This is a genomic window from Clostridioides sp. GD02367, from assembly GCF_045900275.1.
Classification (GTDB): Bacteria; Bacillota; Clostridia; order Peptostreptococcales; family Peptostreptococcaceae; genus Clostridioides; species Clostridioides difficile_A.
The window spans coordinates 390,627-413,132 of the sequence record NZ_JBJODK010000003.1 but is presented as its reverse complement, the minus strand read 5'-3'; the positions used below and the strand labels follow the sequence as shown (position 1 = coordinate 413,132).

The window sequence follows — 22,506 nt, the reverse complement described above, 5'->3', positions numbered from 1 at the left end:
TATATGTATAAATTAGGCTTATAAAATGATAAATTAATTTGACTTAATCTTGATACATAAATTTAAATTAGATATACTATGAAAAGTGAGGTTATTACATTTTGGAACATATATTCAACATGTTAGAACAGTTTAATTGAATAGAAAAAATTAACTTTATATAATAATTAGAATAATAACAAGAAAGAAGGTGTATATATTGATTTCAATTGCCATTTGTGATGATGAATCATACATGTTAAATCATATAAAAGAAAATGTACAATTATATATGAAGCAAAATAATCTACTGTGTAATATAGAACTTTTTGATAAAGCAGAAGATTTACTATACAATCACGAAAAGTTTAGCATTATCTTTTTAGATATACAAATGAAAGAGATTAATGGAATGCAGACAGCTAGAAAATTAAGAGCATATGGTAATGATTGCTTTATAGTTTTTGTTACAGTTTTAAATGAATTTGTATATGATGCTTTTGAAGTAGATGCTATAAATTATCTGATAAAACCATTATCTAATGAGAAACTATATAAAACCTTGGATAGGATAGTTATAAAACTTGAGAATAATGAAAATAATTATATCACAATACAAAGAGGTTATTCATATTGGCGATTGAAAATTGTAGATATTTTATATTGTGAAGTCATAAAAAGAAAGATTTACGTTCACTTAAAAAAAGAGACTATAGATTATTATGGAACCATTGATAATTTAGAGAGAAGTTTGCCAACAAACTTTTTTAGATGTCACCGTAGCTATATAATCAATTTGCAATCTGTATATGGGTATGAAAATGGTAATGCAGTTATGGAAAATGGAGACAAGATACCAGTTTCTAGACTACGCCAACAAATATTTTCAGAAGCTATGCTTGAATTTATGAAAAATAGGAGGAGATAGTATGATTAATTTATTTTCTTCTGATTTATTTTTAAAGTATAGTTTTTTATTTTCTTTTATCATATATAGACTTTTGATGGTAATATTGCAATACTATTTTCTAATTAGTTTTACAAATACTAATTCAAAACATTGGAGTTTTATTTTGTATTCGCTAGTTTCATTTCTGTTAATCATCATAGATATATATTTTAATTTAAATAATTTATTTTCTTCACAGATTCTATTTCTTCTTATGACTTTTTTATTTGTGAATTATATCATAAAAAAATCTACAGTTTTATCTATAGTATCATCTCTATTAGTATATATAATTGAACAGTTAGTATATGGATTTATAGCTCCATTAAATTATCTTATATTTCTTAGTAATGCAAATACAAATATTTATAAATTTTATATAAATGTTGGGATATCATCTTCAATTACTATTATAATAGCTGGATTTATATATTGCTATAGTGCTAAAAAATTTAATATTGAAGTTGTAAAATTTGATAAGTATTTAGTAATTTTAATAACTCCATTGTTATTTATAATATTATTTATGAGAGCATTTAAAAGTAGTTCATATATAAATATAGATACAAAACTTCAGACTGCAAAATTGTTGTTAAATACATCTTTGACTGAAGCAATACAAGCATTTCTTTTTTCTATAATTGGAACTATATGTGTATTTTTTTCTCTATTTACCTTTAAGAAACTTATGCAATCTTTAGAAGCAGATAAAGAGAAGGAAATTATGAATCAACTAATTTATGCTCAAAAAAGCTATATTGAAGAAGCTAAGTCACGGTTATCACAAACTATATCATTTAGACATGATTTTAAGAATCATTTAGCTATTGTCAATGGATTATTGAAAAAAGGACAAATTTCAAAAGCACAAGATTATTTAAATAAACTTGAAAAAGTGACAAGTGACCTGTCTTTTTCTTGCCATACACAAAATGTTGTCATTGATGCTCTTTTTAATAATAAATTGAGTGTAGCAAAGCAATTAGGAATACAGGTGGATTGTGAAGTAATCATACCACAAGACACTAATATGAAGGATTTTGATCTATGTATAGTATTTGCAAATGCTATTGATAATGCAATTAAAGCCTGTAGGCTTGTAGATAAACAAAATAGGTATTTAAAGCTTTCTAGCAAGCTAGAAGGTGGATTTTTTTTGATAGAAATAAAGAATAGTTATAACCCAATAAATAATTATACAAGTGGCTCAGGTATAGGAATTTCAAATATAAAAGAAATTGCAAAGAAATATCAAGGAGCTATAAGTATAGATAATACATCGGATTATTTTCAAATAAGTATAATGTTAGTTATTTCATTACAACATATTGATATTTGAGAACAATTCAGTTGAAAATAAACTTTGTAAGCAATACTATGTATTTAAATAAAAAAGTTTAACATATAGAGAAAATAGGAGGTTGCTAAAATGAAAATAGGAAATATAAGTGGTCAAGCACCAATTACAAATAGTTCAGATAATTGTCAGACTGAGATACAAAGTTTAGAACAAAAGAAAAAAGTATTGCAAGATGAAATAGAGAAATTAAAAAGTAATAAGAGTATTGACAGTGAAACAGCCAAGTTAAAAATAGAAAGCTTAAAAAAAGAAATAGAAGAGATTGAAAATAAAATTCAAGAGCTAAAAGGAAATAAAGCACAAGAAGCAAATGGAGAACAAAATAATATTTCAGAAGTAAACAAGAACCTATTAGAGAAAGGAAAAGAACCTTTTACTAATGAAAATATAAAAACATTGTATGATGTTTTTGAGAGAAGTGATGAAGAAGAGCAATGGGATAATACATATAGTCTTGTTCAAGATGATAAAGATTCAAAAGTAAAATTTAATAGACCAATATAGTTTATTTATAAAAATAGTTTTTATTTTGTACTATTAAGGAACAGTATCCATAGATATATTTATTTGCATTTAACATACCTATGGATATTTATATGTGGTTTTATAAGAGTATTATTTATGAGTCTGTATTAATAATTTTTATACTGATGTAGTATCAATTTAAGGTTATCTATACACATAAAAAAAGAGATTTTAAAATCTCTTTTTTATTCTTATATATTAATTATTTTTTAAATTTATATTCTTTGCATCGGATTTTCTAATAGCCAAATCAAATCCTCTAAATCTAATCACTATAGGGTCATTAAGAGGAGCTATCTTTTTAACTTCAACCTCAGTGCCATCTATTAATCCTAAAGCTAGAAGTCTTTTCATAAGTTTTTCATTCCCAGCTATATTGTCTATAACTCCCTTTTGTCCAAGTTTTAAATTGTAAACAGTCATTATTAACACCTCCTAATGAAAATCATTATCAAATTCTATATTTATAATATATAACAAAAATAGCAAATTGTCAATATATAACAAAAAAATAAACATACTAACTTAGTATGTTTATGAAAAATAATATACAAGGGATACTGATAACATCTAGCAAAAATCCACTTACTAGTGGAACTACCAAAAATGCTTTTGGAGAATCACCATATTTTTGTGTCAAAGAGCTCATATTTGCTAAAGCATTTGGAGTAGCCCCTATTCCATGTCCAATTAAACCACTTATTATGATGGCAGAATCAAAGTCTTTTCCAAGAATTCTAAAGCAGATAAATACTGAAAATAGGATTATAAAAATCACTTGGAAAGTTACTATTAGAAGAATAGGAGGTAATAATGTAGATAATTCAAATAAATCTATATTCATAAGTGATAAAGTCAAAAAAATTCCTAATGAAAGTTCTTTTAGAAAATTAATAAGTTTAAAATTTAATTTCAGTATATTTATTTTATCATTTAAATTTCTAAAAATAACGGCTGAGAACATACAAGTTACGACAGAAGGTAAAAGAATATTAAACATTATATAAAATATTCTACTTATGATTTCTCCTGTATTTATGCAAATAAATATGATAAGTACCTGTTCTAAAAATATAGTTGGTGTTATTGTTTGAGAGAAGTCATTATTTCTTATTTTATTTGTCTTTCTATTGTAATTAGAATTTAATAAATCTATATCTGTTGAGGGTTTTAGTTTATATTTGTTTATTAAAAATCTAGCTACAGGACAGCCTAATATACCACCTATAATAAGTCCTATTGTTGCAGCAGATAAGCCAACTCCAACTGCTCCATTTACACCAAGATTTTCTATTGTAAGTCCAAATGCAGCAGAATAACCATGACCGCCTTCCATAGATACATTACCACACATAAGTCCTAAAAGAGGTTCAAGTTTTATAATCTTTGATATTGTAATAGCTAGGATATTTTGACAAAATGCAAGTACTCCACACAAAATCCAATATCTAAATAATACACTACCACCTTTTTTTATAAGGTTTATGCTTATTTCAAGTCCTATTGTTGTAAAAAAGAAGGTTATAAAATTTGGCATTAAATTTCCACTTACAGATATATCTGCTAAATTAAAGTATTTAAGAAATAAGTTTAAAAAACAAAATAACAGACCTCCTATTACTGGAGCAGGTATACAGAAATTATTTAAAAAGTTAATTCTATTCTTTAATAAATTACCAATTAAAAAAAATAAAATAGATAGTGTTAAGGTTTGTACCATATCAAAAGTTAAGGTAATCAAAATAAGTCCTCCTTTGTAATTTAAAATATTAATTGTATAATTTAAATTCTCATGTACTAGAATTTTATTATCAAATGTATATTAATAAATGTATATTAATAAATGTATATTAATAAAAATCAGTAGATATAATTAGATAATCATAAATTAAATTAAAATATTTTAAAGAGATATAATTTTTTTAGAATGAAAAACCTTAGTATATTGATATAATAGAAATAAGACTTAAAAATATGTTTAGAATGTTATTAGTAGGAGGATAAAATGTTTAAAAATTTACCTAAGATAGATTTACATTGCCATTTAGATGGAAGTGTTAGAGTAGAAACTATGTTTGACATAGCTATTAAAGAGAAAATAGATTTACCTTCAGATAATATTGATGAAATAAAAAAATTAGCAAAAGTTTCTTTTAATTGTACTTCACTTGATGAATATCTAGAAAAATTTGATTTGCCTTTAAAAGTAATGCAATCTAGGGAAAATTTAAAAAGAATTGCTTTTGAACTTTTGGAAGATGCAAGTAAAGAAAATGTAAAATACATTGAAATTAGATTTGCACCATTACTTCACACCCAAAAAGGTATGAGTATTAAAAGCATAATTGAAAGTATAATAGAAGGTATTAGAGAAGCTGAAAGTATTTATGATATAAAAGGAAATTTGATATTAGGTTGTATGAGAACTATGACTTCAAAAGAGGCATTATTAGTAATTGAAGAAGGAAAATCATTTGTAAATAAAGGTGTTGTTGCAGTAGATTTATGTGGGCCAGAGAAAGAAGGTTTTTGTAAGGAATATGAGGAGGCTTTTAAATTAGCAAGAGAATATGGATATAAAGTTACAGTACATGCAGGAGAAGCAGCAAGTGGAGAAAATGTTGTAGATGCGATAAATATTTTAAAAGCGGATAGAATTGGTCATGGTGTAAAAATTAACAAACATAAAAAGGCCTATAATTTAGTTAAAGATAAAAAAGTATTACTTGAATTATGTCCAACTAGTAATGTACAAACTAAAACGGTAGATTCTTATGAGACACATCCATTTTATAATTTTTATAAAGATAATTTACATGTAAGCATAAATACAGATAACAGGACTGTATCGGATATAAGCTTAAATTCAGAACTAAATGTTATATTTAGTACATTTAAATTAGGATTAGAAGATTATAAATTAATGTACAGAAATACAGTAGAAGCTAGTTTTGCAGATGAAAAAACTAAAAAGTATCTAAATAGCTTAATTTAACAGATTAAGCTATTTAAACTTTAAATCCACTTAATGAATCAACAAAAATATATTAGATTAGGAGAAAAAACGTGAAAAGTTATGAAGACATCTCTTATATTAAACTAGCTAAAAAAGAACTTGAAGAATGGAAGAAAAATATATTAAAGAAACCTTCAATATTTGATAAGGCATCAAAAGGTATACAAAATAAAGTTAATGGAGTATTGCCAGATAAATACCATGAAGTAATAACTTCTTCGATAAAGGGAATGACAAAGACTGTGTTGTTTGGGTACAAATACGCTACAAAACCACCAATAAGAAATATGACATTAGAAGAAAGAGAAAAATTAGTTTTAGAAAAAGCTAAAAATTACAAAACTACTGCAATGATTGAAGGAGCAGGAACAGGGGCTGGGGGAATTCTATTAGGCCTTTCTGATTTTCCCCTACTTCTAGGGATTAAAATAAAATTTTTATATGATGTTGCTTCAATATATGGTTATGATGTTAAGGATTATAGAGAAAGAATTTATATATTAAGTATATTACAATTGGCTTTCTCTAGCCAACATCATATAAATGAAACTTTTAAATTGATGAATAACTGGGATGAATATGTGAAGAGTTTACCAGAAGATATTAACGATTTTGATTGGAAGACATTTCAACAAGAATATAGAGATTATTTAGATTTAGCTAAATTTCTGCAACTAATGCCTGGAATAGGAGCATTTGTAGGATTTTATGTGAATGGAAAATTAATTGATAAACTACATGAAACTGCTGTATATGCTTATAGATTGAGAATTAGAGAACTTAATTTATAAGTATAACAAGAGATAAAATTGATTATACAATATATCTATATATACTTATATTCGCATTGATAAAAACGATTATGGATAAAAGGTAAAGCATGATAGAATTTAATGTAAAGGCTTGTATTTTGATGGAAAAATTTAGTTCTTACTGTTAAAAATACAAGCTAAACTATGAAGAAAAGTAATTGGGAGGAATATTTTCATGACAAATTTGCCAAAACAATTTGATAGCTTTAATGAAGCTAGACAAAAAGGATTTATAAATGCAAAGGAACTTAAAGAAAGTGGGAAAAAGATGGTTGGAGTTTTCTGTACCTTCACTCCAGTTGAAATTCCAATGGCAGCTGGTGCAACTGTAGTAGGTGTATGTGGAGTTAGTGAAGAGCCAATACCAGATGCAGAAAGAGTACTTCCAAGAAATCTTTGTCCTTTAATAAAATCAAGTTATGGGCATGCAATAACAGATACCTGTCCATATTTCTATTTTTCTGATTTATTAATAGGAGAAACTACTTGTGATGGTAAGAAAAAGATGTATGAAGAACTTGCAAAGGTTAAACCAACTTATGTAATGCATCTTCCAAATACATCAAAAGGTGAATTTGCCTATAAGCTTTGGAAGGATGAAATGATAAGATTAAAAGATGAGGTTGAGAAATCCTTAGGTGTGACTATAACAGAAGATGATATAAGAGCTGCTATAAAAGATAAAAATGAAGAAAGAGAACTTTTAAAAGAGTTTTATGCACTTGGTAAATTGCAACCATCTGCACTTACAGGGCTTGAGCTACATAATGTTTTATATCAAGCAGGCTTCAAATTTGACCGTACGGAACTTAAGCAATCTTTAAGAAAAGTCATAGATGATATGAAAGAAAGATATGAAAAAGGAGAATGTCCAGTTAAAAAAGATAAGCCAAGAATATTAATAACAGGTTCTCCTATTGGTGGAATAAGCGAAAAAATAGTTAAGACTTTAGAAGATGCAGGAGCTTCAGTTGTGGCATATGAACTTTGTGGAGCTATTAGATCAAATGATTTGTTAGTTGATGAAGAAATAGAAGATGTTTATGATGCTTTAACACAAAAGTATATAAACATAGGATGTTCTTGTATGATGAATAATGATAATCGTATTGAATTATTAGATAGAATAATAGATGAATATAATGTTGATGCTGTAATAGATGTAGTTTTACAAGCATGTCATACATTTAATATAGAAAGTTATAGAATAAGAGAATTTGTTACAAAAGAAAAAAACAAGCCATTTATGTCTCTTGAGACTGATTATTCAAAATCAGATACTGAACAATTGAGAACTAGATTTGAAGCGTTTGTAGAGATGTTGTAGGAATACATAAAAGTAGGAGGAATTATGTTTAGTATAGGAGTGGACTCAGGGTCAGTGGCAACAAAAGGTGTATTATTCGATGGTGAAAAAATTATTAAGAAAATAATTATACCAACTGGATGGAGCCCTAAAAGTACATCTAAACAGGTCTATGAGTTGTTAAGTAGTGAAATTGATAAAAAAGATATAAAAAAAGTAGTAGGGACAGGTTATGGAAGAGGAGTAATGGATTTTGCTGATAAGAAAGTGACAGAAATAACTTGTCATACTAGAGGAGTTTATTTTTTAAATAGGAATATAAGGACTATTTTAGATGTAGGTGGTCAAGACAGTAAAGTTATAAACTTAGATAGAGATGGAAATGTATTTAATTTTATAATGAATGATAAGTGTGCTGCAGGAACTGGTAGATTCTTAGAAATTACTTCTAATCTTTTGGGAAGTGATATAGAAAGTATTGATACATTAGCTCAAGGACATAATCCAGTTAATATATCTAGTATGTGTACAGTTTTTGCTGAATCTGAAATTGTAAGTCTTTTAGCTCAAAATATTTCTACTGGAGAGGTAGCAGCAGGGATACTTAAATCTATTGCAAATAAATCTACTTCAATGCTGGCAAGAGGTGAGATAATAGATGAAGTTGCATTTACTGGAGGGCTTGCAAAGAGTAAAGAATTAGTAAAAATGATAGAAGAAATACTGGACAGAAAAATTTTTATTGCAGAAGATACTCAAATAATGGGAGCCTTAGGGGCTGCTGTAATAGGGTTTAGATAAAATATATTAAAAATAAAACAAGAAAACTGGATTTATTTGGGATAAATCCAGTTTTTTATTTTATTTTGTTTATTTATAAAGGGAAACTTTGGTATAATTGATTTAAATGATTATATATTTGTAAATAATTTATATTTAATCATATATAACATTAAAGTTTTTAAAATTAGATCGAAGTGAGGGGGAGAACGCGTGAAGAAATTTGCTTCAAAACAAGCAGCAAGATTTGTTGCACTATTTTTAATATCTATTTTAGTAATGTCAACAATTCCTGTATCAGCTGACAGTAGTAGTACATTGAATCAGATAAAAAAAGCAGAATACAGTGAAACTTATAAACAATATCTAAAAGATGCTAAAAATGGACGTACAGAAAAATATAATGGTATTATACCAAATCCATATCAACTGGAAGGTACTCAAATTCAGAGTAAAGGAAGAACCGCACCAGCATCTTATGACCCTAGAAAATTAGGTCTTATGACATCAGTAAAAAATCAAGAAAATCTAGGAATATGCTGGGATTTCGCTGCAATGGCAACTTTAGAGAGTTTCTTGAAATTAAATAACTATGGAGATTATGATTTATCAGAAGAACATCTAAGATGGTGGGCTTCAGAGGGTGAATATGGATGGACTGTAAATGACATGGATGGTGCTTTAAATTATGAAGCTATGGGCTATTTAACATCTTGGTCAGGTCCTAAATTGGAAAAAGACATTCCATACAATGGTAAAGTATCTAAAGCACAAGGAGCTACAAAGCCAACTAATATGAATACAGCTCCAACTGTTTTTAATGTAACAGATGCTGTATGTGTAAGTAATGATATAAATTCTACAAAAAATGCTATATTGCAGTATGGAGCAGTAACATCTGGTTATTATGAAGATATTAAATATCAAAGTGAAAATCAAAATGCATACTATTGTCCAACCAAAAGTTTTAATACTAATCATGCTATTTCAATTGTGGGCTGGGATGATAACTATTCTAAAGACAGTTTTAATGCAAACCTTAAACCATCAAAAAATGGTGCTTGGCTAATAAAAAATAGCTGGGGAGATTATAATTCTGAGAATGGATATTTCTGGATATCTTATGAAGATAAAACACTTATGTCTGATATAGATAACTTTTCAATCAAAGGTGGTCAAAAGCCAAATGATGACGAAAAAATGTATCAACATGACTATGCAAGTATTGTTCCTTTAATTTCAAACAAAATAACAGCTGCAAATGTATTTGATTTTAATAGAGGTGATGAGACTCTAAAATCTGTAATGTTCTTAACTGAGAGTATAGGGGCTAAATATGAAGTATATTATGCTCCAGTAGTAAATGGTATACCTCAAGAGAATAATATGAAAAAGTTAAAAGAAGGTACTGCACAATATTCAGGATACATAACAGTTCCAATTGATTCTTTTGATATACCAGCAGGAAAAGGAGCAATTGTAGTCAGTATAGAGGCAAAAAATGGAGAATCAACTATAGGCTCTGAATCAAATGTACCAGGATACGATACATTTAAAGCAAAAGCTAATTTAGGTGAAAGTTACGTTATAGATAGTACTGGAAAATTCTTCGATATAAATAGAGATAGCAACTTCTATCCATGTAATTTCACTATAAAAGCTGTTACAGAAAAGTCTTCTGGAGAGAGTATACCAAATGAGTCTTTAATTGGTAGTGATAGATATGAAACTGCTATCAAAGTTAGTCAAAATGGTTTTAATTCTTCAGAAAACGTAGTTTTAGTAAATGGAGGTTCAATAGTGGACGCATTAGCAGCAACTCCTTTTACATCTGCTATCAATTCGCCAATACTATTAACACAAAAAGAAACTTTGAATTCAAAGACTAAGGCTGAGATACAAAGATTAGGTGCTAAGAAAGTATACTTAATAGGTGGAGAGAATTCTATAAGTAAAGAAATTGAACAACAATTAAAAAACTTAAACATATCAATAGAGAGAATATCAGGAAGTGATAGATATAAGACAAGTTTAATATTAGCCCAAAAACTAAATAGTATAAAAAGTGTTTCTCAAATAGCAGTTGTTAATGGAGTAAAGGGATTAGCTGATGCCATTAGTGTAGGAGCAGCCGCAGCAGAAAATAATATACCAATTATACTTGCAAATGAAAAAAGCGAATTGCAAGGAGCTGATGATTTTTTAAATTCATTAAATATAGATAAATCTTATATTATTGGAGGAACAGTATCTTTATCAAGTAATTTAGAGAGTAAATTGAAAAATCCAATTAGATTATCTGGTAGTAGTAGAGATGAAACTAATTCCAAGATAATAGATAATTTTTATAAAAAAGATACTTTAAAAAATGCATTTGTAGTTAAAAATGGAATTAAGAGTCAAAATGATTTGATAGATGGCTTGGCAGTTGGTCCTCTAGGGTCTAAAACTGGTTCACCAGTAATTTTAGTTGGAGACAAATTAGCTGATAGCCAAAAAGAAGTTCTTAAAAACAAGACTTTAGAAAAAGTAACTCAAGTTGGTGGTGGAGCAAATCAAAATGCATTTAAAGAGTTAGTAAAATTAAAGAGTGCTAAATAAGATACTTAAATATTAATATGTATTAGTAATTTTTATTAATAAGAGCTGAAAATAATTATTTTAAATTATTGATAAATAAAATAATCAATAATTATAAAATTTTATTTTCAGCTTTTAATTTGCATATTATACATTTAAAAACACAAATAAAAAGGGTTATTTTATACAGAAAATTTTGCATTTTATATATAAATAACCCATATATAATTAACTTTTTATAGTGTTCTAATAGATATTATTGAGCTTAATGGTAAATATAATGTGTAAGTTTCGTTTAAAGTTGGATTAGAGTCATCTATATATCTTGAGCAAAGTGTAATTGATAAGCTGTCTGCTTCTATAATTTCACCATATAGAGGACAACTGCTAAAATAAGAATGCACTTCAACATATTTATTTAAGTTTTCTTGTACATAATCTTGAAAACGGTTCTTTGTAGTAGTAGTCATGAAATCAACTCCTTTATTTTTTATTAAAAATGAAATTTTTAAAAAGATGAATATGATTACTTCTATTAGAAACTAAGTTAAAAAATAAGCAAATAGATATGAAAATTAGAATAATATATTATTTATACTTATATTATAACACTATAGAATAAAAAATGCTATAAAAAATTCAGAATTTTCGAAGATTTTTAAGTATATTAATAAAGCTATTGACAGTTAATAAAAAAAGTATTATATTGACTGTATAAAATATTTTAGTCAAAATGGAGGAGAAAAAATGCCTAAATCATATTCTGATAAAGAAAGAGAGTATATAATAAAAAGGCTTAAGGAAGAAGCAAGCTTATGTATGGAGCAATATGGTATCAGAAAGACTACTGTTGATGAGCTTGTAAGAAGGGTAAAAATACCAAAAGGAACTTTTTATTTATTTTTTCAATCAAAAGAAGTACTCTTTTTTGAGGTACTTAGAGATATACATGATTCTATACAGAAACAGATTCTGTACGAAATAGGGAGGATAGATGAAAATATTACATGTGAGCAATTGACAGAAATATTTATGAAATTTTATAAACTAGTTGATAGTACCTCGATTTTAAATATTATGGTAAGTGGAGAACTTGAAATCTTAATGCGAAAGTTACCAGATTCTATAATGGAAGAACATTTCAAACATGATGATTTTGAAATTGGAGAGATTATATCTTATATACCAAATGCAAAAAATAAGGATATAGAAAGCTTTAGTGGCGCTTTTAGAGCAGTTTTTCTTACTATGTTATATAAACGAGAAGTTGGAAGTGATTGCTTTGAAGATGCTTTAAGGTTAATGATACATGGATTAGTTATACAACTTATAAAGTAGAGTTTAACTTTTGTTTGCTAATTGTTTTTATAGAGAATAGTTAACAAACAAAAAAATTATCTTTTATTGACTATATAATTAAAATGGTCAAAAAGTAGAAAGGATGGTATAAAATGATTAAGGTTGATAATTTATCATTTAGTTACACAGATAGAGATTTTTTACAAAATATTAATTTTAAAGTAGGGAAGGGGGAAATACTAGGATTCTTAGGTCCATCTGGGGCAGGAAAATCAACACTACAAAAGATTCTAATTGGCATGATAACCAATTACAAAGGAAGTGTAGTTGTTAATGGAATAGAAAGTAAAAAATGTTCAAATAAATTTTATGAAAATATAGGTGTTGATTTTGAATTTCCAAGTTTGTATGAAAAATTGACTGCAATAGAAAATCTAAAATATTTTGGTTCTTTATATTCCCAAAAATTGCTACCTATTGATGAACTATTAAAATCAGTAGGTTTAGAAAATGAAGGAAATAAAAAGATATCTGAATATTCAAAAGGGATGAAATCTAGACTAAATTTTATAAAAGCTTTATTACATAATCCAGATATTTTATTTTTGGATGAACCAACAAGTGGTCTTGACCCATCAAACAGCAAAATTATGAAAGACATAATTTTATCAGAAAAGTCTAAAGGTAAAACTATTATCTTAACAACTCATAATATGCTGGATGCAACAGAGCTTTGTGATAGGGTAGCGTTTATTGTAAATGGAAAAATATCTGCATTAGATACACCACATAACCTTATCATGTCAAAAGGAGCTATCAAAATCAGATATACTTATTTTGATAATGGAGAAAAAACTTCTGAATGTTTTTTGAACAATACTAGTAATGACAAAAACTTGAATATGCTTATTAAAAAAAATAAACTTTTATCAATACATAGTAGCGAACCAACATTAAATGATATTTTCATTGAGATAACAGGGAGGAACTTACAATGAGACTAAAAAACCTTATAGTAGGAGATATAAAGTTTCAATTTAAATATGGTTTTTATTTTTTATATATTATTTTAAGTATTATATATATTTGTGTTATCAATGTATTTCCGACTTTTATGAGAGAAAAGATAGCCATAATTATGATTTATTCTGACCCAGCAGCAATGGGATTGTTTTTTATGGGGGCTATTGTACTTCTTGAGAAAAGTCAACGAGTTTTAAATTCTTTAACTGTATCTCCAGTAAAAGTGTCAGAATACATTTTATCAAAGGTAATTTCACTAGGAATAATATCTAGTATTGTTGCTATATTTATTGCCAGTGCAGTAAATTTAGATAACATTGTAATAATAATTATAGGAACTTTTTTTTCTTCTGTTATATTTTCTTTACTTGGATTGATGATTGCAAGTAGAGTATCTAGCTTAAATAAGTTTATTGTTTCAACTATTCCTATTGAGATTATATGTTTTATTCCACCAATACTCAATGTATTTATTGACACAAAATCATATATAGATTTTTATCCTTTTAATGTATGTATTTCTCTTATTAGTGGGGATAAAAGTTTTATAGTAATTAATATTTTAATTTTAATATTAATGATAATAATAACTTATTTTATAACCTATTATTTTATTTGTAGTAGTTGGAAAAAGGTAGGTGGAGTAAAATTATGATAAAGATTATAAATGCTTTTAAACAAGAGTTTGGGCAAGTTAAAAGAGATGCCATCCTTTTTGTAGTATGTGTTTCTCCAATACTGTGTGGAGTATTTATAAAATTTGGAATACCATTAATACAAGATATATTGTCTGATAAGTTTTACTATCAGTTAAATTTAAAGTCATATTTCTTGATGTTTGATTTGCTTATGGCTTTTATTACACCTTTTATGTTCTCCTTTGCTTCTACAATGGTCATATTAGGAGAGATTGATGACAATATTTCAAGGTATTTAATAGTAACCCCACTTGGTAAAACTGGTTATCTTATTTCAAGACTTGGAATACCAACTATTTTAGCATTTGTTATTACAGTAGTTTTATTAATGATTTTTTCTTTAACTAAAATCACTTTCTTGTCAAACATATTAATTTCTTTAATAGCTTTGTTACAAGCAACCATTACATCAATGTTGGTGATTTCTTTATCCTCAAATAAATTGGAAGGAATGGCTATTACTAAATTATCAGGTGTTTTTATAATGGGTATTTTAGCACCATTTTTTATTTTTAATAGAGTACAATATATTCTCTTTTTCTTGCCAACATTTTGGTTGTCAAAGGCGTTTAAGGAAAGTAATTATATATATGTATTTATTTCATTTTTTATATCATTAGTATGGATTTTTTTACTATTTAAAAAATTTAGTAAAAAAATAATCAAGTAAGACAATTTATAGAATGAATGTAAGGTTAATTTGACATTGAGAGTAAAAAATGTTACATTTGAAATGTAAGGTTAACATTACATGAATGGAGTATGTATGAAAAATAAAATAAAGATATTAAGAGAAAATTTAGGTTTAACACAAGAACAACTTGGCATATTAGTTGGAACGTCTAGACAGGCGATAAATGCTATAGAAACTGGTAAAAATGAACCTTCAATATGGTTAGCATATGATATTTCAAGTGTTTTTAATGAGCCAATTGAGAGTGTATTTTTATTTGAAGAAAGTGAAAGAAAATCAAGAGCACAGATAAGTAGGGGGGAACATTATGGCTCTAAGAGAGATTAGAACTTTTGATGATGAAATTTTAAGAAAAAAGAGTAAGTATGTAGAAAATGTAAATAATAAGATAAGAGAGATATTAAATGATATGGCAGAGACTATGTATAATACGCCAAATGGTGGAGGACTGGCTGGATGCCAAGTAGGAGTATTAAAACGATTAGTTGTTATAGATTTAGGAGAAGGTCTTATTAAGCTTGTTAATCCTGAAATTGTTAAAGAAGAAGGAGAACAAATTGTTGTTGAAGGTTGTCTAAGTTTTCCTGAAACATGGGGAAAATTAAAAAGACCGAAAAAAGTTACAGTACAAGCTTTAAATGAGTATGGTGAAAAAATAGAAATTAAAGGTTCAGGTTTTATGGCAAAATGTCTTTGTCATGAGATAGACCATTTAAATGGTATAGTTTTTACAGATAAAATTATTGAACATGTAAAGTTATAAGATATACTTAGGATTAAATTTAGAAAATATTTTATAGTGAGGAGTTAAATTATGAGATTATGGCATAAGGATTTAATTGATGTATTACCTAAAAATCAATTAGTAAGTCAATGGAGAGAACTACTTGCTATAAAAGGTTCTATAGATAAAAAAGGTACACCAAACCATCTATTAGTTAATAAGGTCTTGGATTATAGTATAGACGAGTTTAAGTTTTATACAAGAATTATACATGATGAAATGTTAAAGAGAAATTATAAGCCGAATGAACTCAAATACATAAGTATATTAAAGTGGGAAAACAACAATTTCTCAAATGATATATCTAAGGTGCATAGTTTAAGTTTAGAGAATCTATATAATTCTTGGCACAATAAAATATATTTGAGGCAGTGCTTATATAATTTAGAAGAAAAAGCGACCTGTGGAGGAATACCCATGGATGAATGGAAGATATTACTTTATAAATATGGTGAAGATTATAAATTATGGTCTGGAAATTACCTACTCTAATTAATTATTATGATTTAATATTGTGATATTATTATGTATAAAGAGGTGATTATTTGTATACTAAGGTAAAATATATTCCAATAAATTGTGAAATAGCTTGTAATAAATTAAAAAGAAGTATGCCCTATAAATGGGATTTAAATATTTATCGTGGATGCGAGCATGGATGTAAATACTGCTATGCTATTTATTCTCATAAATATATTAATTCTAATAATTATTTTGAAGAGATTTATGTGAAAACGAATATAGTAGAAAAACTTGAGAAACAACTTAGAAGCAGTAAGTGGAACAGAGAAGTAATTAATATAGGTGGTGTTACAGATAGCTATCAACCAATAGAGGAAGATTATAAAATTATGCCAGAAATATTAAATCTATTAATAAAGTATAAGACACCAGCTATTATTTCCACAAAATCGGATTTAATCTTGAGAGATTATGATTTGATTGACAAATTATCTAGGATTACATACATAAACATAGCATCTACAATCACAACAGTAAATAAAGATATACAAAAACTTATTGAACCAAATGGTGTAGATTCAATGAGAAGGTTTAATATGTTAAAAGAGTTCAGAAAAACTAACGCATCAGTTGGATTGCATATTATGCCAATTATACCGTATATCACAGATGATTTTGAGAATATAAATTCTTTATTTACATATGCAAGAGAATGTAATGTACATTACGTTTTGCCTGGGATATTGTACTTACGAGGGCTAACTAGAGGTGTCTTTTTTGACTTTGTTAAAAAAGAGTTTCCTGAATTATTTAATAAATTATCAATACTATATAGTACAGGCTCAGCTAATAGAGAGTATAAAAATCAATTGTATAAAATGGTCAATGAACTTAGAAACAAACATTATTTATCAAGTAGTTACTCTAAGGTAATGAATGAAAAATTAAAAAAAACACAAGATGTACAGTTATCTTTTTTTGATTAATTTCAGATATAAAAAATATTTTTAGAGAAATGATTGTGAAATGTTTAAATTAAATCTTATTGACAAATATAAATATTAAATATATAATTAATTCATAAAATAAAAATATGAAAGGATGATGTTGTTCGGTGATACTTGATATCATAAAATCGTTGATATAAGTATTTCTGGAAAAGAGTGAATAAAATCAAATTTAATAAGCAAACAAAGTTAAACTACAGTTTTATTGTTGTGCTTAAAAATATTTGGTTCTATTTTACTCTTATTTAAACTCATCTTTTTGAAGTTAAACCACAGAGTAAACTCTGTGGTTTTTTTATTTTAAAAATAAAAATTTTAAGGAGTGGTATGTTTTGTTAAACAAATTATGTATGTATTTAGAAAGACCAGAGCTTTACAAAAGAAGTGAAATTAATTTTTGGAATGACGAGTACATTTCAAAACAATTATTAAAAGCTCATTTAGATGTTGACTTTGAAGGAGCAAGTAGAAATTTTAACTTTATTGAGGATTCTGTAAATTGGATAGCTACAGTTGCAAGTCCAAAAGATTATCCTAAATTAATTGATTTAGGATGTGGCCCAGGATTATATGCAGAGAGATTTGCGCAAAAAGGATATAAGGTAACCGGAATTGATTTCTCAAAACGTTCTATTAAATATGCACAAAATAGAAATAAAGAAACGAATTTAAATATAAACTATTTATTTCAAAGTTATTTAAGTATGAATTACAATGAAGAATTTGATTTAGCTACTTTAATTTATTGTGATTATGGAGCTTTATCAACTGAAGACAGAAGATTGTTAATGGAGAAAATTTATAAAAGTTTAAAACCTGGAGGAAAATTGATATTAGATGTATTTACAATAAATAAATACAATGATTTTGAAGAGATTAAGAGCTGGGAAATAAATGAAGATGGGGGATTTTGGAGTAGCGAAAGATATATGTGTATACAAGATAATTGTAAATACAGTGATTATAATACACTTGAGCAAACCCTTGTGATGACAGAAAAACATGAAAATGTATTTTATATTTGGAATCACTATTTTTCAAAAGAAAGTTTCTTATTAGAAATTCAAGATATTGGATTTAAATCTGTTGAGTTTTTTAGTAATGTTAAAGGTGAGGCATATTCTGATGATAGTATGACTATGGGATTAGTTTTACAGAAATAATAAATATTTCTAAATGGATAAATAAAAACTTGAAACCGATAATAATAAAATAATATAAGAAAAGCACATATATTGAAAAATGGGAATTTTTATGTTACTTTTAATACATTATAAATTTACTTATACAAAAGTAAGAGTTAATATTTAGATTGTTATTTCTATATAAAATTTATTTAGATATCTTTTAAAACAATTAATGCTATTAAAAGTAACATATATCTCAAAAGAGCTAAAAAGGATGTGATATTGATGTTAGAGGTTCAAGGAAAGTGTAATAAAGCAAAAATATTTACAGATAATGTAGATAGTACAACTATAAGTCAGATAATAGAATTATGTAATCAGGAGTTTACAGCTAAGTCTAAGATAAGAATAATGCCAGATTGCCATGCAGGTGCTGGTTGTGTAATAGGTACTGTCATGACAATACAAGATAAAATTGTTCCAAATCTTGTTGGAGTTGACATAGGTTGTGGTGTTTTATGTGCAAATCTAGGTAAAATCGATCTGGATTTAAAAAAAATAGATGATTTCATAAGAGAGAAAATACCGCATGGATTTAATATAAATAAATATAGTAAGGCAAATTACAAAAAAGAAATAGAATCATTATACTGTTTAAAAGATATAGGAAAAGCAACTGAGGAATATAACAGGGCAATTGGGAGTCTTGGAGGAGGAAATCATTTCATTGAGTTAGATGAAGATAATGAAAAAAATAAGTATTTAATAATACACTCAGGTAGTAGGAATCTTGGAAATAGAGTAGCAAAATGCTATCAAAAAAAAGCTTATGATTATTATATCAGAGCCAACAATGAATTTGAAGACGATAGTAAAAGACTTATAGAGAAGTATAAAAAGGAAAATAGAGAAGATGAGATTCAAGATGCATTGATTAGGCTTAAAAAAGAGCATAACTTTACTCCTAAAATACCAAAAGATTTATGTTATTTAGAAGGAAGACTAATGGATGATTATCTTCATGATATGGATATTATACAGAGATATGCTGAATTAAACAGAGATACAATGGCTAAAAGAATAATTGAAGAATGCATAGGTCTTAAATTTAATGATTTAGAACATTTTCAAACTATACATAATTATATAGAAATTGAAAATAAGATATTAAGAAAAGGAGCTATAGCAGCATATGAAGGTAGAAAATTACTAATTCCTATAAACATGAGAGATGGTGTTATATTGGGAGTAGGCAAAGGCAATTTAGATTGGGTTAATTCTGCCCCTCATGGTGCAGGACGCATACTTTCAAGAGGAGAAGCTAAAAGAAATATAAATATGAAAGATTATGAAGAATCTATGAAAAATATATTTACAACAAGTGTAAATATTAAAACTATTGACGAAGCACCTCAAGCGTACAAACCAATTGATGAGATTGTAGAAAATATAAGAGATACGGTTGACATAATTAATATATTGAAACCTATTTATAATTTTAAATCAAATTAATAATTGTAGGAGTAAATCGATGTTAGGAATATATTTTAGTGGAACAGGTAATTCAAAATACTGTGTAGAAAAATTTTTACAAGAATACGATACAACAGCAAATTCTTATTCTATTGAAGATAGTGAACTTTTAAAATACATCCACAATCATGAGGACATTGTTTTGGGTTATCCTGTACAATATAGTAATGTACCTAAAATATTAAAAGATTTTATAGTCAATAATTCATCCTTGTGGAATGGGAAACATATTTTTATTATTGCCACTATGGCTCTGTTTAGTGGAGATGGTTCTGGTGTTTTATCTAGAATATTTAAAAAATATGGAGCTACTACTGTTGGTGGGCTACACATAAAGATGCCAGATAGTATAGGAGATGAAAAGGTATTAAAACATTCTTTGGATTACAATAGAAATTTAGTAATAAAAGCAGAAAATAAAATAAAGAAAGCTAGTAAAGATTTGAAGTATGGGATACCACCAAAAGATGGGTTAGGTTTTTTGTGTCATATTGTAGGACTATTTGGACAAAGACTATATTTTATTAATAAAATGAATCGATATACAGACAAACTAAAAATAAATGATGATAAATGTATCATATGTGGTAAATGTATTGATTTATGTCCAATGAATAATTTAGTAATTAAAAATGAGATGGTTGTTTCCAATAGTCAGTGTACAATGTGTTATCGGTGTGTAAATAATTGTCCTAAGCAAGCAATCACATTATTAGGTAAAATGGTTGTTGAACAGAGTAATATTGAGAAATACATATAAGAAAATTGAAATTAGGAAGTGAGTATAAGGAATGGAATACTACATAGTTGATGCATTTATAAGTAAATTATTTAAAGGAAATCCTGCTGGAGTTTGTGTACTTGACAAGAGGTTGCCTTTGGAATTAATGCAGAAAATAGCAGAAGAAAACAATCTGCCAGAAACTGCATTTATAGTCAAAAATAAGGAAAATTATGAATTACGATGGTTCACTCCTAAAGCAGAAATTGATTTATGTGGGCATGCAACTTTGGCAGCAGCTTATATAATATCAAATTTTATTGATAGTAATATTCAAAAAATAGAGTTTGTTACTCAAAGTGGAAATCTTAAAGTTACACGAAATGGGAATCTATATGAGTTGACATTTCCAAAACTAATGCCTACTGAAATAGAATTATCACCACAACAAATTGATTTGATAGGTTGTATACCAAGTGCTATTTACTCTTCAAGAGATTTAATTTTATTACTAAATAGTGAACAAGAAGTTATAAATTATGTACCTAATTATGCAAATTTGCGTAAATTGACAGATTGGTTAGGTATAATAATTACAGCACAAGGGAGTAATACAGATTTTGTTTCAAGATATTTTTGTCCAGAATTAGATTCAGAGGACCCTGTAACTGGTTCATCTCATTGTAATTTAATTCCATATTGGGCTGAAAGATTGGGAAAAAATAAAATGGTAGCAACACAACTGTCTAATCGAGGTGGTATAATTCAGTGTGAATTATTAGAAGATAATACTGTGAGAATTTCTGGTGAAGCAGTTTTATTTATGCAGGGAACAATAAAAATCGATACTTAGAAATTAATTGATATCAACATTGACAATGATTATTAAAAAAGATAATATTTAATTTATAAAGATAAAAACACAGTCTGGTTGGTAGTCCAGACGCAGCAATTGCTGTCAGTAACCTGCCTCCTTGGTTGTCCGTTCTTTAGAAAGTAACTAAATAGGAGGAACTAGCAATGGACAAAGTTAGTGGAAAATTGACAGTTTTATTTGAAGAGCCATTTTGGATAGGTGTATTTGAAAGACAAGATGGTAAGAAATATGAAGCATGTAGAGTAGTTTTTGGAGCAGAACCTAAAGAGGTAGAAGTATATGAATTTATACTTGAAAGATTTTTCTCATTAGATTTTGGTAGTATTAAGTTAGAAAAGAATATAACCAAAGACAAAGTTGGATACAAAAGAATGCAGAGAAAAGTAAAAAAGGAACAAGAAAAAGAAACTATAGGAACTAAGGCTCAAAATGCCCTTAAGCATCAATATGAAGAAAGAAAGCAGGATAAAAAAATTCTAGCTAAAGATAGGAAAGAAGAAGAAAAAGAAAGACTTTTCAATTTGAAACAAGAAAAGAGAAAAGCCAAACATAAAGGTCATTAATTTTAATTAGATGTTTTTTTATGAATTGCTAGAAAAAGGTGTATGAAATCAAAAGTTTCATACACCTTAATTTATTGGAAAAATAAAGTTTTGTATTTCAATTACTTTAAAATATAAAAATATATTAATAATAATTGTAGGAATATTATAAATGGTATCCCAAACGTAAATTTAATATGCTTAGTTTTATGTCTAAAAGAATACATACCAGTTATAGAACCTATACTGCCTCCAATTACAGCTATAGAAATAAGAGTGGCTTCTTTTATTCTCCATTCATTTTTAATTGCTCTTTTTTTATCTATATACATTGAAAAGAAAGCAATAAAATTAATAACTATAAAATATATCAAAATAAAATTTTTCATAATCTAACCTCCATAAAAATATATTATACATTATAAAGTAAGA

Annotated in this window: 25 protein-coding genes; 21 read left to right on the top strand and 4 right to left on the bottom strand. The window is 27.0% G+C overall.

Going from position 1 to position 22,506, the window contains the following annotated elements; translation table 11 throughout:
• Window positions 1-190 precede the first annotated feature (190 nt).
• From Q3223_RS06200 to Q3223_RS06190, 3 genes are all read left to right on the top strand, one after another.
• Complete coding sequence (locus tag Q3223_RS06200) at window positions 191-907, top strand: LytTR family DNA-binding domain-containing protein (protein WP_223195665.1); 717 nt, start codon at window positions 191-193, stop codon at window positions 905-907.
• A gap of 1 nt (window position 908) precedes the next feature.
• A complete protein-coding gene (locus Q3223_RS06195; RefSeq protein ID WP_407811777.1) occupies window positions 909-2,267 on the top strand; it encodes a sensor histidine kinase in 1,359 nt (452 codons plus the stop codon).
• A gap of 90 nt (window positions 2,268-2,357) precedes the next feature.
• Window positions 2,358-2,792 (top strand): FlxA-like family protein, encoded by a 435-nt coding sequence (locus Q3223_RS06190; RefSeq protein ID WP_284181902.1) that lies wholly within the window; start codon window positions 2,358-2,360, stop codon window positions 2,790-2,792.
• Window positions 2,793-3,011: 219 nt separating this feature from the next.
• Here the strand turns inward: Q3223_RS06190 and Q3223_RS06185 are convergent, their stop codons facing one another.
• Complete coding sequence (locus Q3223_RS06185; protein ID WP_021384566.1) at window positions 3,012-3,236, bottom strand: ferrous iron transport protein A; 225 nt, start codon at window positions 3,234-3,236, stop codon at window positions 3,012-3,014.
• Window positions 3,237-3,333: 97 nt separating this feature from the next.
• Window positions 3,334-4,554: a sodium/glutamate symporter gene (locus Q3223_RS06180; RefSeq protein ID WP_407811776.1), complete on the bottom strand. Its 1,221-nt coding sequence runs from the start codon at window positions 4,552-4,554 to the stop codon at window positions 3,334-3,336.
• 264 nt (window positions 4,555-4,818) lie between these two features.
• Between Q3223_RS06180 and add the strand changes: the two genes are divergently transcribed.
• The 5 genes from add (at window position 4,819) to Q3223_RS06155 (ending at window position 11,328) form a co-directional block, all read left to right on the top strand.
• Window positions 4,819-5,808, top strand: coding sequence for an adenosine deaminase (gene add, locus Q3223_RS06175; protein ID WP_054270227.1), 990 nt, complete (start codon window positions 4,819-4,821; stop codon window positions 5,806-5,808).
• 71 nt (window positions 5,809-5,879) lie between these two features.
• Window positions 5,880-6,620: an EcsC family protein gene (locus Q3223_RS06170; RefSeq protein WP_054270228.1), complete on the top strand. Its 741-nt coding sequence runs from the start codon at window positions 5,880-5,882 to the stop codon at window positions 6,618-6,620.
• A gap of 196 nt (window positions 6,621-6,816) precedes the next feature.
• Window positions 6,817-7,968 carry a double-cubane-cluster-containing anaerobic reductase gene (locus Q3223_RS06165; RefSeq protein ID WP_054270229.1) on the top strand — a complete coding sequence of 384 codons (1,152 nt, stop codon included), beginning with the start codon at window positions 6,817-6,819 and terminating at the stop codon, window positions 7,966-7,968.
• A gap of 24 nt (window positions 7,969-7,992) precedes the next feature.
• On the top strand, window positions 7,993-8,748 hold the full coding sequence (locus Q3223_RS06160) for an acyl-CoA dehydratase activase (protein WP_054270230.1): 756 nt from the start codon (window positions 7,993-7,995) through the stop codon (window positions 8,746-8,748).
• Between the two features lie 192 nt (window positions 8,749-8,940).
• Window positions 8,941-11,328: a cell wall-binding cysteine protease Cwp13 gene (locus Q3223_RS06155; RefSeq protein ID WP_407811775.1), complete on the top strand. Its 2,388-nt coding sequence runs from the start codon at window positions 8,941-8,943 to the stop codon at window positions 11,326-11,328.
• 215 nt (window positions 11,329-11,543) lie between these two features.
• Here Q3223_RS06155 and Q3223_RS06150 read toward each other — a convergent pair whose 3' ends face one another.
• On the bottom strand, window positions 11,544-11,777 hold the full coding sequence (locus tag Q3223_RS06150) for a hypothetical protein (protein WP_054270232.1): 234 nt from the start codon (window positions 11,775-11,777) through the stop codon (window positions 11,544-11,546).
• A gap of 277 nt (window positions 11,778-12,054) precedes the next feature.
• On the opposite strand from Q3223_RS06150, the gene Q3223_RS06145 reads away from it, so the two are divergent.
• The 13 genes from Q3223_RS06145 (at window position 12,055) to Q3223_RS06085 (ending at window position 22,095) form a co-directional block, all read left to right on the top strand.
• Window positions 12,055-12,645 (top strand): TetR/AcrR family transcriptional regulator, encoded by a 591-nt coding sequence (locus tag Q3223_RS06145; protein ID WP_054276654.1) that lies wholly within the window; start codon window positions 12,055-12,057, stop codon window positions 12,643-12,645.
• Between the two features lie 113 nt (window positions 12,646-12,758).
• Window positions 12,759-13,604, top strand: a complete 846-nt coding sequence (locus Q3223_RS06140) for an ABC transporter ATP-binding protein (protein WP_407811774.1) — start codon at window positions 12,759-12,761, stop codon at window positions 13,602-13,604.
• Complete coding sequence (locus Q3223_RS06135; RefSeq protein ID WP_054270235.1) at window positions 13,601-14,284, top strand: hypothetical protein; 684 nt, start codon at window positions 13,601-13,603, stop codon at window positions 14,282-14,284. Before Q3223_RS06140 ends, Q3223_RS06135 begins: the two co-directional genes overlap by 4 nt.
• On the top strand, window positions 14,281-14,997 hold the full coding sequence (locus tag Q3223_RS06130) for a hypothetical protein (RefSeq protein ID WP_054270236.1): 717 nt from the start codon (window positions 14,281-14,283) through the stop codon (window positions 14,995-14,997). The genes Q3223_RS06135 and Q3223_RS06130 overlap by 4 nt, the downstream gene beginning before the upstream one ends.
• A gap of 96 nt (window positions 14,998-15,093) precedes the next feature.
• A complete protein-coding gene (locus Q3223_RS06125) occupies window positions 15,094-15,348 on the top strand; it encodes a helix-turn-helix transcriptional regulator (RefSeq protein ID WP_054270237.1) in 255 nt (84 codons plus the stop codon).
• Complete coding sequence (gene def, locus Q3223_RS06120; protein WP_054270238.1) at window positions 15,329-15,784, top strand: peptide deformylase; 456 nt, start codon at window positions 15,329-15,331, stop codon at window positions 15,782-15,784. The genes Q3223_RS06125 and def overlap by 20 nt, the downstream gene beginning before the upstream one ends.
• 51 nt (window positions 15,785-15,835) lie before the next feature.
• Window positions 15,836-16,297: a pyrimidine dimer DNA glycosylase/endonuclease V gene (locus tag Q3223_RS06115; protein WP_054270239.1), complete on the top strand. Its 462-nt coding sequence runs from the start codon at window positions 15,836-15,838 to the stop codon at window positions 16,295-16,297.
• Window positions 16,298-16,350: 53 nt separating this feature from the next.
• Window positions 16,351-17,253 (top strand): radical SAM protein, encoded by a 903-nt coding sequence (locus Q3223_RS06110; RefSeq protein WP_054270240.1) that lies wholly within the window; start codon window positions 16,351-16,353, stop codon window positions 17,251-17,253.
• Between the two features lie 353 nt (window positions 17,254-17,606).
• Window positions 17,607-18,437, top strand: a complete 831-nt coding sequence (locus Q3223_RS06105; protein WP_054270241.1) for a class I SAM-dependent methyltransferase — start codon at window positions 17,607-17,609, stop codon at window positions 18,435-18,437.
• A 249-nt stretch (window positions 18,438-18,686) separates the two neighbouring features.
• Window positions 18,687-19,913 carry an RtcB family protein gene (locus Q3223_RS06100; protein WP_167640195.1) on the top strand — a complete coding sequence of 409 codons (1,227 nt, stop codon included), beginning with the start codon at window positions 18,687-18,689 and terminating at the stop codon, window positions 19,911-19,913.
• 19 nt (window positions 19,914-19,932) lie between these two features.
• Window positions 19,933-20,694 (top strand): EFR1 family ferrodoxin, encoded by a 762-nt coding sequence (locus tag Q3223_RS06095; RefSeq protein ID WP_074179392.1) that lies wholly within the window; start codon window positions 19,933-19,935, stop codon window positions 20,692-20,694.
• Between the two features lie 31 nt (window positions 20,695-20,725).
• On the top strand, window positions 20,726-21,508 hold the full coding sequence (locus tag Q3223_RS06090) for a PhzF family phenazine biosynthesis protein (protein WP_407811773.1): 783 nt from the start codon (window positions 20,726-20,728) through the stop codon (window positions 21,506-21,508).
• 167 nt (window positions 21,509-21,675) lie between these two features.
• Complete coding sequence (locus Q3223_RS06085) at window positions 21,676-22,095, top strand: YjdF family protein (RefSeq protein WP_054270245.1); 420 nt, start codon at window positions 21,676-21,678, stop codon at window positions 22,093-22,095.
• Window positions 22,096-22,196: 101 nt separating this feature from the next.
• On the opposite strand, the gene Q3223_RS06080 is transcribed toward Q3223_RS06085, so the two are convergent.
• Window positions 22,197-22,463 carry a DUF1294 domain-containing protein gene (locus tag Q3223_RS06080; RefSeq protein WP_054270246.1) on the bottom strand — a complete coding sequence of 89 codons (267 nt, stop codon included), beginning with the start codon at window positions 22,461-22,463 and terminating at the stop codon, window positions 22,197-22,199.
• Window positions 22,464-22,506 lie beyond the last annotated feature (43 nt).

What these genes read in the sequence shown, in the direction of transcription:
- Q3223_RS06130 (WP_054270236.1), top strand. Translation starts at nt 14,281, where the DNA reads ATGATAAAGATTATAAATGCTTTTAAACAAGAGTTTGGGCAAGTTAAA.
- Q3223_RS06185 (WP_021384566.1), bottom strand. Translation starts at nt 3,236, where the DNA reads ATGACTGTTTACAATTTAAAACTTGGACAAAAGGGAGTTATAGACAAT.
- Q3223_RS06080 (WP_054270246.1), bottom strand. Translation starts at nt 22,463, where the DNA reads ATGAAAAATTTTATTTTGATATATTTTATAGTTATTAATTTTATTGCT.
- Q3223_RS06095 (WP_074179392.1), top strand. Translation starts at nt 19,933, where the DNA reads ATGTTAGGAATATATTTTAGTGGAACAGGTAATTCAAAATACTGTGTA.
- Q3223_RS06190 (WP_284181902.1), top strand. Translation starts at nt 2,358, where the DNA reads ATGAAAATAGGAAATATAAGTGGTCAAGCACCAATTACAAATAGTTCA.
- Q3223_RS06090 (WP_407811773.1), top strand. Translation starts at nt 20,726, where the DNA reads ATGGAATACTACATAGTTGATGCATTTATAAGTAAATTATTTAAAGGA.
- Q3223_RS06085 (WP_054270245.1), top strand. Translation starts at nt 21,676, where the DNA reads ATGGACAAAGTTAGTGGAAAATTGACAGTTTTATTTGAAGAGCCATTT.
- Q3223_RS06165 (WP_054270229.1), top strand. Translation starts at nt 6,817, where the DNA reads ATGACAAATTTGCCAAAACAATTTGATAGCTTTAATGAAGCTAGACAA.
- Q3223_RS06125 (WP_054270237.1), top strand. Translation starts at nt 15,094, where the DNA reads ATGAAAAATAAAATAAAGATATTAAGAGAAAATTTAGGTTTAACACAA.
- Q3223_RS06135 (WP_054270235.1), top strand. Translation starts at nt 13,601, where the DNA reads ATGAGACTAAAAAACCTTATAGTAGGAGATATAAAGTTTCAATTTAAA.
- Q3223_RS06100 (WP_167640195.1), top strand. Translation starts at nt 18,687, where the DNA reads ATGTTAGAGGTTCAAGGAAAGTGTAATAAAGCAAAAATATTTACAGAT.
- Q3223_RS06140 (WP_407811774.1), top strand. Translation starts at nt 12,759, where the DNA reads ATGATTAAGGTTGATAATTTATCATTTAGTTACACAGATAGAGATTTT.
- Q3223_RS06195 (WP_407811777.1), top strand. Translation starts at nt 909, where the DNA reads ATGATTAATTTATTTTCTTCTGATTTATTTTTAAAGTATAGTTTTTTA.
- Q3223_RS06160 (WP_054270230.1), top strand. Translation starts at nt 7,993, where the DNA reads ATGTTTAGTATAGGAGTGGACTCAGGGTCAGTGGCAACAAAAGGTGTA.
- Q3223_RS06150 (WP_054270232.1), bottom strand. Translation starts at nt 11,777, where the DNA reads ATGACTACTACTACAAAGAACCGTTTTCAAGATTATGTACAAGAAAAC.
- Q3223_RS06145 (WP_054276654.1), top strand. Translation starts at nt 12,055, where the DNA reads ATGCCTAAATCATATTCTGATAAAGAAAGAGAGTATATAATAAAAAGG.
- def (WP_054270238.1), top strand. Translation starts at nt 15,329, where the DNA reads ATGGCTCTAAGAGAGATTAGAACTTTTGATGATGAAATTTTAAGAAAA.
- Q3223_RS06115 (WP_054270239.1), top strand. Translation starts at nt 15,836, where the DNA reads ATGAGATTATGGCATAAGGATTTAATTGATGTATTACCTAAAAATCAA.
- add (WP_054270227.1), top strand. Translation starts at nt 4,819, where the DNA reads ATGTTTAAAAATTTACCTAAGATAGATTTACATTGCCATTTAGATGGA.